Genomic DNA, 12,007 nt, shown 5'->3' with positions numbered 1-12,007 from the left:
ACGATGGTCAAGAAAACCCTCCTTTACTTGCCTTCCAGTTGCAGATAATCCTGGTCCGGATGGACGATTGCAGGCCGAGGGCAGATGATTGCAGGCCCAGTTGCAATTAATTCTGGCCGGGATCGCTCCCCAGTTGCATTTAATCCTGGCCCGAGGAAGCCGTTATTGCAGGTCCGGCCTCCGATGATTGCAAGCCGCTACAGCTACCGCTGGGTGATGGAGGAAGGCGGCAACCTGCGCCTTGACCGCAACCCTGGCTATGCTGGAGAGCCGGAGAACCTGCCCCAGTACGATGTCGTCAAAGGCAAACTGGAACCGAGAAGTGATCAAGTAGACTTTCCTGCCAGCTACAAAGAAGGCAGCAAGGACGTTCCCTTCAACTTAGAAGAGTCAGAGCGTTACACCGGTCTGGCAGAAGAAAGAGATGAATGGATAGACAGAAGAGATCAGGCGATCAAAGAACAGAAAGAAGCCGAAGCAGCAGGCAACGAAGAGTTGGCCAATCAAAAACAGAACGAGGCTGCCAAAGCAGGCTATCAGGTTAACGAGCGCAGCCGCAAAGTCGCAGAAGAGGCATCGAGCGAGTACATGCAGAAGACGTATGGCGAAAATGCCGAAGTCGTGTATCCTGATCCCAGCAAGCAGGGTCTGGGAGAAAAATCGCAGTCGGGCGACTTTGATCAGGTGTGGAAGGTAAAGGGCGAGGACGGCAAGGACAAGTTCGTAGTCATCGAGTCGAAAGGTGGAACGAGCACCCTGGGAAGCCGGAAGACAAGCACTGGTCGTGCGGAGCAAGGTAGCTCCAGATATTTTGAAGATGTTGCAAAGAACATGTACTTCAAAGGTGAGGATATTGGAGAAGAGTTATTGAACGCAAGTAAGTCAGGGGATGTGCAATATTTGAAGGTGCAAGTACCTATTGACGCCAAGAACGGAACATCGACAGCAAGAAATGCTAAGATAAGCGAGTTCAATCTGCAGAAATGAAACCAGGCTGTAGCTACTCTGTGAGGCTGAATATATGGCGGTAATAGCTCGCAATGATTTGAACATTGAGTTTGTTCGCAAACAAGCATTAAGAACCAAGCGACTCATGGAATCTATGCTTGTAAGTTCTAAACAGAATCCTAATGCACTTGAGACACTGTTGTTCTCAGCACAAGCATACGCCGGTTACACAGCCGTACTCGAACCAGAATCACCTGAGATTTGTGCTGCACTCCGCCTTGGTGTGCAAGCGGCAGTTGCTTTGTTCGTACTAGCTACTACTGCTGAGACTGAACTGACCGTTACTCTTGGTGATGGACCACCAGTAACATTGCCTACTACTGGACCTAACTCTTACACGGACGGGGGTACTTGGTGTTTAGGCTTCTATCTCGCTGTCATCTGCCGTAACCTGGATGCTCTCGATACTCTCTGCCGCATCCCTCTGTCTGTTCTTCGCCAATCCAGTACCCAAGTGGACGAGTTCTTTTACAGCTACATTTGTGCTTTGCAAAGCTACTGGCAAGGCAAAAGCAAAGATGCTGCTCAACATCTTACTGCTGCTATCAAAACGGCCAAACCAGACAAGATTCAGTGTTTTGATGAAGACTATCTGTACTTGATTGGTGTCTCTCAAATAGATGTGCTCTACAACCTCATCTCCAAAGACCAGCAAGGCTTCGACAAAGCCCTGACAAAAGCGTTGGAATACCATTACAAGTTCTGGACAACGGATGACGATGGGCGACTGAACGCGACAGCTTTCCTGGCCTATAACTACCTTGCTCTTGCTGGTCTTGCTTATGAGCAAGGCATGAGCGTCACGGTCGAGTCTGACTATCTGCCGCTGTCGCTTGTACGCGGTAAGTGTGCTGTCTCTGTCTGAACTTCATTCGCCTCTATTCTCATGCTTGTTCCTCATCATGCTGCTAAACTAGACAACCTTCCGGCCCTGCTAGAACAGTCTCAGCAGCGGCTGCAGGCTGCCAGGCAAGCACTCGAAGCTGACAAACAGAACACTCTTGAGAGCATCTACAGCGCTTCTCTTGCTATCGCCGGCTGTCTTGCTCTGCTCAAACCCGATGCTCAAGAACTGTTCTACGCCCTGGACACGGCGGCAATGGCCATGACTGACATCTTGCGCCTCGCCAAGCAACCCGCAGGAGCCGTCAAGCTCTTTGTGTACGTCTCCAACAACGAAACACGGCTACCGACAACCGGACCAACCACTCTCACCAACGCCCGCAACTGGATCGAGGCGTTTTGTCTGGCGGTAGTGGCGCGGCGGGACATGCAGATGGAGACGTTGCTCGATTATCCAGAGGAGATACTAGAGCAATCGAGTACAGCCAGTCCCCAGTATGCGCTCTTGAGTGTCAAAGCTCTGCGCAGTTTTGCTTTACGTCAGCCGATGCAATCTAGAAGAGGGCAATTGGCCTTGCAGGCAGTAGAGCAGACAGCAGCCGAATCGAACCAGGATGCTCTGCGTCTTAGAAGAAGTGAAGTGCATCTGTTGGCAGCTTTGCTGGCACGGGACAGTGCTGGTTTTAACGCGGCATTGTTGCGGCATTTAGAGATTCACAAGGACTACTGGGGCGCGGCGGGTCGTCGGGAGAACCCGCGCGGCTGGTTGTCGGTGTTCGGGCTTGGGCTGGCGACGATCTTTTTCAAGGCGGGCGAGCAGGTGAAGGTCGAGTCGCCCTATCTGCCGATGTCGGCGATAACTGCCAAGTTTAGTGGTTAGCTAAAGAGATGCGAGTCATAAGGGCAAGTGAGACTATTGGAGCATTTGTCAGAACCGGAGACGAGCCGTGTGAAAGTACAGGCACCCTTTGAGACAACACGTACATCTACAACATCGACTCAGGTTGCAACAGTGAGATCAAAAATGGGCGGTGTCGAGGTGAAACAGTTTGATTTGAACTCTACTCCGTGACCAGTTCCGAGAAATCATAAGGTGCTAAAAAAGGCATCAGTTAGTTGACCATGAATACCATAAGGCCCAGTTTATGAGGGAAGAAAGTCAACGTTTAACCGAAGCATTTAAGCAAGGAAAACGGGAAGCATAGCTTTCGGATTTCTTGAGAGATAATCTTGAGTGGGATGAGAAAAGAATTAGCAACATGTTGCGACGCGAGCCCAAGCTCGTGATTCCATACCGCTATCGCTCTCCACTGCCCGGTCATAATTTGCGTTCTATTGCATTTGCGGCGATGCTATTGCTTAGCAGACTTGATAAAACAGAAAACAATAAAGAAATCCCAATTTCAGGGATACCTGCACAAGTTGCAGCAGATCTTTTAGAAGAACTCGTCACCAGATCTGGTGAACGTGGTCAAGCACCATAGCAATGATTTGCTGAGCCAATCCAGATATGGAGAATATTTGACGGGGTGACAGACCCTCCTGGGTGTGGTTTGTAGTAATTTCAGCCTATTGGACCGCCTTTCCTTATCCCGAACTGACGTTAATACTGAGCCCCTGGACCTGCCGGAGCTGAAGGCAAGCGGGCATTGTCCAGGCAAGGGACTAAGGACTGACTACTCCTGGGCAGACGCCTCCCGTTCGCTGCGCAGTTGTTCGACCAGATCTTCCAGTTCGTTTGCTCCTACCTGATAGACCTGATTGCAAAAATGGCAGGTCGCCTCCGCGCCGCCGTCCTTTTCGATCATGTCGAGCAATTCAGCCTCGCCCATCAGCTTAAGTGCCCGCAGCACCCGCTCGCTGGAGCACTGGCAGTGGAAGCGCACCAATTGCACATCCGCGAAAATCTGCGGCTGCAGATCTTCGAGCAATTCAGAAAAGATCTGCGGCAGGCGCTTGCCCTGGCGCACCAGGGGTGTAAAGCCTTCGATCTTGGCGAGCCTCGCTTCGAGGGTAGAAGCGAGTTGCTCGTCCTCCTCGCCCGCCGGGCCGGGCATCACCTGCAACAGCAATCCACCCGCCGCCTCGACGCCCTCCGCTCCGACGAAAACACCCAAAAGCAAAGCCGAAGGGATCTGCTCGGAGGTGACCAGATAGTGGGTAATGTCGTCGCCGATTTCGCCGCTCACCAGTTCGGTCGTGCCCGAAAACGGATAGCCGTAGCCGAGGTCTTTCACCACGTAGAGAAAGCCGTTCGCCCCGACTGCCCGACCGACGTCGAGCTTGCCCTTCGGCGAAGGGGGCAATTCGACTTCAGGGTGTTTGACGTAGCCGCGCACGGTGCCGTCCGCTCCGGCATCGACCAGGATGCCGCCTAGAGGGCCGTCGCCCTGCACCCGCAGATTCACCCGCGCCGTCCCTTGCTTGAGGTTGGAAGCGAGCAGCAGCCCCGCCGCCATCGTCCGCCCGAGGGCCGCCGTCGCAACGTAAGAAAGTTTGTGGCGCTCGCGCGCTTCCGCCGTCAGGCGCGTCGTCAGCACCCCCACAGCCCGGATCCGTCCGTCCGCCGCCGTCGCCCGTACCAGTTGATCCGCCATGAAAACCCTTTACGGAAAGTTACACACTCTTTACTATTGTGCAATTATTTGTACTGCCGCAGCACCGCCTCAAGTTGCTCGGCCTGCTCGTCCGCTCCCTTCTGCCGGAAGATCTGAGCGGCCTTGCGCCAGTCGGCGCGGGCCTGCTCGCGCTCCCCCAGCCGGTAGCGGGAGGTGCCCCGGTTGGCGTAGGCTTCGGCCACATCCGGCTTGAGCCGGAGCGCTGCGGTCTGGTCCGCCACCGCCCCCTTGTAGTCTTTGAGCATGGCGCGGGCATAACCGCGCTGCACGTAGACCTGATAGGAGTTGGGAGCAAGCTGCAGCGCCTTGTCAAAGTTTTCGTTCATGCCGCGCACGTCGTTGTGGCTGGCGCGATCGATGCCGCGCTGGATATAATCGCCCGCCCCGAGGGACACAGACTGGGCGACAAGCAGGGGCCGGGCAGGCATCGCCCCGGCGGGGACGACCAGGAGCGCAAGGGTCAGCAAAATCACAGGCAACGAAAATGGGCGCATCGCAGCGATTTTTTACTACCTCCAGACTATCCGGCCAGTTGCAAAGCTGTCGCAGCTATCAGGCAGTGAGTGCCTGCAGCTTGTAGAGGCTCTCGTAGAGGCCGTGGATCGCCATCAGTTGCTCGTGGCTGCCGTCTTCGATCAGCTCTCCTCTGCGCAGCACCAGGATGCGCTCGACGTTGCGGATGGTCGAAAGCCGGTGGGCGATGAGAATGCAGGTCCGCTTTTTAAGTAGCCGATCCAGTGCCTGTTGGACGAGCGCTTCGGTGCCCACATCCAGCGAGGCGGTGGCCTCGTCGAGAATTAAAATCTTTGGATCGCGCACGGCGGCGCGGGCAAAGGCCAGTAGCTGCTTCTGGCCGCCGGAGAGGTTGTTGCCGCGCTCGCGCACTTCGGTTTTATAACCCTCCGGCAACTCCTCGATAAAGCGATCGACGTTCATCGAGCGGGCCGCCTGCACGATCTGCCCGTCGCTGTAAGTCTCGCCCAGGGCAATGTTGGAGCGGATGTCGCCAGAAAAAAGAAACCCTTCCTGCAAGATGACACCGATGCGGCGGCGCAACTCCTCCTGGGTGATCTGGCTGATATCGACGCCGTCGATCAAGATCCGGCCCTGGGTAGGTTCGTAGAGCCGACACAGCAGGCGAATGATCGTACTCTTGCCGGAGCCGGTGGGACCGACGAGGGCGACAGTCTGGCCGGGGCGAATCGTGAAGCTGACATTTTTGAGCACGTACTCGCCCGGCTTGTAGGCGAACCAGACGTTTTGAAAGACGACTTCGCCGGAGCCATCGGTCGGCAGGCTCTCAGGAACCACGGGGTCCTTGATTTCGATCGGTTCATCGAGGATGCCCGTGATTCGCTCCAGCGACGTAAAGCCGGATTGAATCGAGGTAAAGCGCTCGCCCAACTGGCGAATCGGGTCGAACAGCCGCTGGGCGTACTGGATAAAGGCCACCAGGGTACCGAAGGTGAGGGCGTTCTGCAGCACCTGGCCGCCGCCGTACCAGAGCACCCCGGCAATCGCCACCAGTGAGATCCACTCCATCGCCGCTGAGAGGGCCGAGTCGTAGAGGATCGTCTCGTCCACCGCCCGGATGTACTCGCGGTTGGCCTCGTCGAATTGCTCGCTGTTGCGCTCCTCGCGGCGGAACATCTGCACGACGCTCACGCCCACCAGATTTTCCTGCAGCTGGGCATTGAGGGTAGAGAGCATCTCGCGCACGCGCAGGTTGGCGTCGCGGTAGATCTTTTGAAACCAGATGGCGAGCGCTGTAATCGGAAACAGCAGCAGCGTCACCAATAGCGCCAGATCCCAGCGCAGGCTGAACATAAAGGCGGCCACGATCACAATCGAGACCGTATCGCTCAGGATGCCGACGCCGCCTGTGGAAAAGACCTCCCCCAGCGCCTCGACATCGCTGGTAAGGCGGGTGATCAGCTTGCCCACCGGCGTGCGGTTGAAGTAGCTGATCGAGAGGCGCGTGACGTGGGCAAATAGCTCCGATCGAATCTCAGCCGTCATCCGCTGGCCCGCCTGCTGCAGCAGGTATCCCTGCCACGCCTGCAGGCCGAGCCGGACAAATACCGTGACGCCGTACAGCAGAGCGATCCACTGCAGCCCGCTCAGATCGCCTGTGTGGGCTGGGCCATCGATCGCCCGCTGGATAAGAATTGGCCCGACGGCGTTGGCTGCCGCCAGCGGCGGCAATAGCACCAGCGCCAGCACAAAAAGCCGCAACTGCCTGCGGGCGAAAGGGGAGACGCGCCTGATCAGCTCCCAGTTTCGGCGTTGCCCCAGCCCCGGCCCGTTCGATTCTGCCATCCGCACTTCCAGTAAGGCTCCTTATTAATTATGAGCGAACCGTCATCTTCTGCCGTCCGCAGTGGGCAAAGACGACCAGGGTAAATCCACCCGCCGGTGCCTGCAGAATGTCAGGAGCAGTTAGTCTTGCAAGTCGCAAGTTATAAAAGCTGTAGTAATATAGCCTTATTCTTCTAAGGTAACAGGCAAATGGCCTTCCTGAACTATCGCTTTGCTCGCCTGGGATTTGCTGCTGTCGTGCTCTCATCTGCGGCACTTTTTACTTCATATCGCTTGCCTGCGGGCGCTCAATCTCAACAGGATATTCTCGTATCGGATCCTGATGCTCAGGTTGTCGATCCCGAGTTTGATCAGGCCACTGCTCAATTTACCTGGACAGATAAATCCGGCACCCTCTGGGTGAGCGGCGTTGATCCAGTTACCGGCGCTTTTGTGCCCTCCTCAGCCAAAGGAATCAGTGTCGATCCTGGAGCCGTGCCGGTGGGTCGCGGTATTTTGAATGGACCAGAATGGGTGCTCACCAGCAGTGGTTCCCAGATCGTCTACAGCAAGTACGACGCCAACAGACGACCGGCCATTGCCCTGGCTCAACAGGTAGGTGGCCTCTGGAGCGGCGAACTTTTGCCCAACAGCAGTGGCCGCTCTGCCCCAATCGGCAGCCTCGATCCGGGCGATCCAAAACCCCGCATGTCCTACACCACCAAACTCTCAGACGGCTCTCAGGTGAGCCAGTGGCGCGAGATCAACGATGCTTCGACCGAAGAAACTATTCCGGGTTCCGGTCCGGCGGGGGATGTGTGGGTGATGGGCAAGCGCTCGATCAGCCTGACCGAGAGCGCCGATCGCTCCGCCTCAGCAATTGTTTATGACACCGACCAAAAAACGATCGACACGGTCGCAGCCATTTCGAGCAAAAAAGCGGCTGTTTACTGCTGGAATGCCCCGGAGTACAGCCAGTATGTTTGCTTTGTCCAGGCAGACGATAAAACTATCAGCATCTACCGCAAGTTCACGGGCATATGGTCAAAAGTTCTCGATATCAAGCCGCCTTCTGCTGGTCCTTTTATCTCCTCACCCCAGTACTTTGTTCACAACGGCAAGTCCTACATCTACATGGTGACGTCCACCTCCTCTAACGCTGCCAGTCGCACGGTTCCTTCCGAAATCTGGCTAGCTGGCATCGATGCTGTCAACCCCTTTTATCGTCGGGTAAGCGACAATACTGAGCGGGTGCGCAAAGATCCGGAAGTGTTCGTCACTGCTCAGGGACCATCTATCTATTTCCAGGTTATTAACACTGACGATAGCACCCCCATTTATCGAGCGGATACTGGACTTGGTCCGGCGCAGTGAGCGGTTGGCAGTTCAGCGCGGCCCAATGATCGTCCAATTGAGGTCAGCGTCGGTCGGCAGACTGACGGAGGCAGTGTAATTGACGCCGTTCATCTTCCAGTACTGCACGGCACCCTGGAGGGTACCCGTCCCCTGGTAGCGCCAGAGAATGTCGAGGTTGCCGTCGTTGTCGTAATCGGCGATCCCGCGCATCGCCCAGTTGGGATCGCCCACCGTCGGCAGGGCCACGGTGCCGGTACGGTTCGTGCCGTTCATCAACCAGATCTGGTTGGCACCGGTCTTAGAATTGCGGAGCACAATATCGGTCTGGCTATCGTTGTTAAAATCGCCAGTACCACCCACTTTCCAGTCAAGACCAGGATTGGCGGGCAGATGCACGGCAGAAACAAAAGTCGTGTTGTCCATCAGCCAGACCGAAAGTTCACCGGTGTCCCTGCGTCGCCAGAGAATGTCCGTTGCGCCGTCGCTGTTAAAGTCGCCCGTGGCGGCGGCCTCCCATACCAGATCGGGGCTGGTGTAGAGATTGATCGTCTGCACCACCGCCGTACCGCTCATTTTCCAGAGAATATTGGTGCCGTTCACCGGGTTGTGCCAGAAGATATCGGCCCGGCCATCGCCAGTAAAATCAGCGCTCCCGCCGACCAGCAAGTAAGTGCTCGCGGCGATCGTCGGCAGGCTGGCAGTCGAGAGGCGCGTGGCACCGTTCATCAACCAGATCCGATTTGCTCCCGTATTTGCGTTGCGCCAGAGAATATCGGATTTGCCGTCGCCGTTAAAGTCGTTGGGCTGGGGTGGGCCGAGGCCGGTGTCCGCCTTCCAGATCACCGCATTTTGATCGGGTTGACCGTCGCCGTTAAGATCCAGCCCGGAGGCAGCGGCGTAAAAGATCACCGGTCCCAGTTTGGTAACAAACACTTCGGGATCTTTGCGGACTTTTTTGCCGCTCAGCGGATCGCCCGGTGGATCGCTACTGACTTTGCGGTTGAGGGGAGCGGATGGATCGATGTTCGCCACGTAGATCTCGGAGGGAGCATCTTTGTTGGTCGAATCTGAGTTGTCTTTGACCACATAAAAGGCATAGGACTTGCCGTTGTGGGTAAAAGGCTCCGGAGACTCGATGTAGGGTTTGCTCGGATCGGGCGACTTGATGGTGTAGATGTTGGTCCAGACACCGTTGATCTGGCGGTATACGGCGGCGGCCTGATCGTTGATCAGGGTAAAAAAGAGCAGTTCGTTGTTATATTCAGGGGCATTCCAGAAAAAGACGCTGTTGTGATCGCTTAGATCCGAGGTGAGTTGCTCAGCGACTCCCGTATCGATCCAGTAGCGAAAAGCCTGACGGTACTTCTTGCCATCTGGACCCACCACAGCGGCAGAGACAGCGAGCGAGCGCTGGCCGACTGTCGCGCCGGGCACCCAGCGCACCCCCTGGGCGTTGGCGAGGGGAATTTGATGCACTGTAGAAGGATCGGCGATCTCGCGCCAGTAGATGCCGCCGCCCGCATCTATGCTCTTGGTGGCGGGCGGTCCACAAAAACCCGCTCCAGCATAAGAGATGCGCGGCCTCGGATCGTTGCGGTCCTTACTTCCTACTGGACCGACACCATTTAACCCGTTTACCAGCGCCTCGTCGTTCCAAAGATCGCCCATTTTAAGGGTGCGGGCCAGATTCGCATAGCCGTTGAGGACTTTGTTGTAGACGATCTGCGGCCCTTGATTGCTGTAGGCCCATTCCGGCCCGTTGCAGGCTTCGACCGGACTTTCTGCCTGCGTTCCAATGAGCGTTCCCTGGCCAGAAGACGGTAAAAGATCGCCCGTGGTCGGATTGACGTAGCCCAGCCAGACACTGCCATCGGTGGAGCTGCTGTACGCAAATCGCGCCGACGGTTGATCAAATTCGAGGTCGAATAGCTGCACCCGTGGATCGGAGACGATCGTGTTGGCGGCGGTCTGGGCACAGGCCGGTAAGGCTGCCAGCAGCCCGCTCGCTGCGAGAGCGACTGCCAGCGGCAGGCGTAGAGATGGACGGCGATGGCTACCAAAAAGACATCGGAAGGAGAGCATAGACCACCCTTTTTGTTGCAGGTTGTGGAAGGAAGCAAACAACCGAAGGTGTGCTGGATGATGCTCAGCGTTAAGCCCCTGCACTGGAAGAATGCCGGGGTTGGCTGAGGGCGTTGGAGCACTTGCTCAAAAGGACTTTTCAGACAAAGAGCGCTGCTGGTACCTGAATCTCCGTGTCAGTTGCAGCGCGGCGGCGGCTCGCGGGGGATGCCCAGACTGGCCGGTACCCGGTAGATCGACGACTTGCTGCTGTCAGAGGGATTGGGACGCTGGAAGTAGATATAAGGACCCTGGCAGGTGATATAAACCTCAGGATCCCGGCGCTTTTGATCGGTGGAGTCGCTGACTTTGGCGTAGTAAGGGTTCGCCGGATCGATGGCAGCTACCCAGACATCCGACAGAGCACTGAGGCTTTTTGGATTGGGATCGTCTTGGGAAAGGCCAAACAGGTAGGATTTGCCGTTGTAAGTGAAGGGCTCGGAGGAGCTGACGTAGGGCTTGCTCGTCGAGGGAATCAGCAGGTTGTTGATCTGCTGCCAGCTGCCGTTGAGCTTGCGATAGATACCGACACTGACGTTGTCGATGACCGTCATGACGAGGTAGTCGTCGCCAAATTCCGGTGCCTTCCACATAAAGGGCGTAATCTTCTCACCGGCGTCGAAGGTGACCTGTTCAGAGACACCGGTATCGACGTAGTAGATAAAGATCTGTTTTTCTTTGCGGCTGAGTTGGGTCGGATAGATGACGGCGCGCAGGCCCTCCACCCAGCGTCCACCGGGCGGATCGACATTTGGGACAACCGCCTCGGTGGCTGGGTTATAAATTTCGCGCCACTTGGCGACCTTTTGTTTGGTGAGAGGATCGGTATTGAAGTAAAAAATGCGCGGCGCTGTATCGTTGTTGTCCCTGCTGCCAATCGGTCCCTGGCTGCCGGTGCTGTTGGCAAGCACCGAAGGGGTCCAGACATTGCCGTCGAAGGTGGCGACACCCAGCGCCTTGTCCTTGTCGGTCGATTTGGTGTAGACGATCGCATTGCCGAGGCTGTCGTTGTTGGCGAAGGCCCATTCGGCTCCGTTGAAAACTTTTGGCAGCGTGAGGGCGTCGGTATCGACCTGAAGCGCCTTGCCCGTCGGCGGTACAAACTCGCCCGTCTTCGGATCGACTTTGCCCAACCAGAGGGGGCCCTTCCCCCTGGAGGTCGATTCGACCCAGGCAAACTGGTCGTTGGTCTGATCGAATTCTTCATCGACCATATCGACCGCCGGATCGGAGGTAAGGATGTCCTGGAGCACATCGGCTCGGGCAGCAACTCCGACGCTGCCGGCAGCAACACCGATCACAACAACCAGACCGGCGGCCCAATAGCGTTGTGAGCGCAACAATAGCGCCCAGGAAAATGATGTTTTCATGGGGAAGAGTACTGCTAGAAAATCAGGAAGGAACGCTGAAGACAGCCTACCAGCGTATCTAAGAATCTGTCAATAAAAAGTTGACTGTTCACACGGAATATCGCTATTTTTTCACTTCGTCGTTTCTTTTCAACAAAGCCAGAGTCAGGGAAAAATCCACCTGTACAACCTGCACTTGACGCTAAAATACAGTCCAGGCAAGGATTGTACTCGTCAGAGACTGATGAATTTCATGCCCACCGCCAGAGTGAATGAACAGGAATTAGTAGCATTTCTTTGTTTGAATCTATAGCGTACCGTTTTAAGAAAAATCTATATCAAATAGGTTAAAAAATTACTGATATTTAGCTATTTTATTTGCGTTAAAAGTGTATAATAAAATACCATTTGACG

10 protein-coding genes are annotated in these 12,007 nt (G+C 55.8%); 5 read left to right on the top strand and 5 right to left on the bottom strand.

Going from position 1 to position 12,007, the window contains the following annotated elements; all coding sequences use genetic code 11:
• Positions 1-183 precede the first annotated feature (183 nt).
• The 4 genes from GKIL_RS25100 (at position 184) to GKIL_RS24385 (ending at position 3,335) form a co-directional block, all read left to right on the top strand.
• Complete coding sequence (locus GKIL_RS25100) at positions 184-987, top strand: hypothetical protein (RefSeq protein WP_041243622.1); 804 nt, start codon at positions 184-186, stop codon at positions 985-987.
• Between the two features lie 34 nt (positions 988-1,021).
• Positions 1,022-1,873, top strand: coding sequence for an immunity 49 family protein (locus GKIL_RS23170; protein ID WP_023171336.1), 852 nt, complete (start codon positions 1,022-1,024; stop codon positions 1,871-1,873).
• A 21-nt stretch (positions 1,874-1,894) separates the two neighbouring features.
• A complete protein-coding gene (locus GKIL_RS00450; protein WP_023171335.1) occupies positions 1,895-2,731 on the top strand; it encodes an immunity 49 family protein in 837 nt (278 codons plus the stop codon).
• A 379-nt stretch (positions 2,732-3,110) separates the two neighbouring features.
• The gene (locus GKIL_RS24385; RefSeq protein WP_144080282.1) at positions 3,111-3,335 is read left to right on the top strand and encodes a hypothetical protein; all 225 of its coding nucleotides are present in this window, start codon (positions 3,111-3,113) and stop codon (positions 3,333-3,335) included.
• Between the two features lie 192 nt (positions 3,336-3,527).
• Here the strand turns inward: GKIL_RS24385 and hslO are convergent, their stop codons facing one another.
• From hslO to GKIL_RS00435, 3 genes are read right to left on the bottom strand one after another with little or no spacing between them, the layout of a single operon-like run.
• Positions 3,528-4,448 (bottom strand): Hsp33 family molecular chaperone HslO, encoded by a 921-nt coding sequence (hslO, locus tag GKIL_RS00445; RefSeq protein ID WP_023171333.1) that lies wholly within the window; start codon positions 4,446-4,448, stop codon positions 3,528-3,530.
• A 44-nt stretch (positions 4,449-4,492) separates the two neighbouring features.
• Entirely contained in the window at positions 4,493-4,963 is a 471-nt protein-coding gene (locus tag GKIL_RS22030) for a tetratricopeptide repeat protein (protein WP_023171332.1), read from the bottom strand.
• 58 nt (positions 4,964-5,021) lie between these two features.
• The gene (locus GKIL_RS00435; protein WP_023171331.1) at positions 5,022-6,788 is read right to left on the bottom strand and encodes an ABC transporter ATP-binding protein; all 1,767 of its coding nucleotides are present in this window, start codon (positions 6,786-6,788) and stop codon (positions 5,022-5,024) included.
• Between the two features lie 189 nt (positions 6,789-6,977).
• On the opposite strand from GKIL_RS00435, the gene GKIL_RS00430 reads away from it, so the two are divergent.
• Positions 6,978-8,141: a hypothetical protein gene (locus GKIL_RS00430; protein WP_023171330.1), complete on the top strand. Its 1,164-nt coding sequence runs from the start codon at positions 6,978-6,980 to the stop codon at positions 8,139-8,141.
• Between the two features lie 12 nt (positions 8,142-8,153).
• Here the strand turns inward: GKIL_RS00430 and GKIL_RS22025 are convergent, their stop codons facing one another.
• The gene (locus tag GKIL_RS22025) at positions 8,154-10,205 is read right to left on the bottom strand and encodes an FG-GAP repeat domain-containing protein (RefSeq protein WP_023171328.1); all 2,052 of its coding nucleotides are present in this window, start codon (positions 10,203-10,205) and stop codon (positions 8,154-8,156) included.
• 176 nt (positions 10,206-10,381) lie between these two features.
• Entirely contained in the window at positions 10,382-11,614 is a 1,233-nt protein-coding gene (locus GKIL_RS00420) for a hypothetical protein (protein WP_023171327.1), read from the bottom strand.
• Positions 11,615-12,007: the final 393 nt, after the last annotated feature.

This window comes from Gloeobacter kilaueensis JS1 (assembly GCF_000484535.1).
Classification (GTDB): Bacteria; Cyanobacteriota; Cyanobacteriia; order Gloeobacterales; family Gloeobacteraceae; genus Gloeobacter; species Gloeobacter kilaueensis.
The sequence above is the reverse complement of the archived record's forward strand: the minus strand, read 5'-3'. Positions and strand labels throughout refer to the sequence as shown.